The organism is Paenibacillus oryzisoli, assembly GCF_001653565.1.
Classification (GTDB): Bacteria; Bacillota; Bacilli; order Paenibacillales; family NBRC-103111; genus Paenibacillus_E; species Paenibacillus_E oryzisoli.
The window spans coordinates 1-518 of record NZ_LYPB01000002.1 but is presented as its reverse complement, the minus strand read 5'-3'; the positions used below and the strand labels follow the sequence as shown (position 1 = coordinate 518).

Here is a 518-nt window from a genome sequence, read left to right as displayed (position 1 = left end):
GGAGACAGGTGGTGCATGGTTGTCGTCAGCTCGTGTCGTGAGATGTTGGGTTAAGTCCCGCAACGAGCGCAACCCTTGATCTTAGTTGCCAGCACTTCGGGTGGGCACTCTAGGATGACTGCCGGTGACAAACCGGAGGAAGGTGGGGATGACGTCAAATCATCATGCCCCTTATGACCTGGGCTACACACGTACTACAATGGTCGGTACAACGGGAAGCGAAGCCGCGAGGTGGAGCCAATCCTTATAAGCCGATCTCAGTTCGGATTGCAGGCTGCAACTCGCCTGCATGAAGTCGGAATTGCTAGTAATCGCGGATCAGCATGCCGCGGTGAATACGTTCCCGGGTCTTGTACACACCGCCCGTCACACCACGAGAGTTTACAACACCCGAAGTCGGTGGGGTAACCCGCAAGGGAGCCAGCCGCCGAAGGTGGGGTAGATGATTGGGGTGAAGTCGTAACAAGGTAGCCGTATCGGAAGGTGCGGCTGGATCACCTCCTTTCTATGGAGACTCG

Annotated in this window: 1 rRNA gene; it reads left to right on the top strand. The window is 56.4% G+C overall.

The annotated features are described in order from the left end of the window. Window positions 1-505: ribosomal RNA gene (locus A8708_RS00010) — 16S ribosomal RNA — on the top strand; the annotation flags it as partial. Window positions 506-518: the final 13 nt, after the last annotated feature.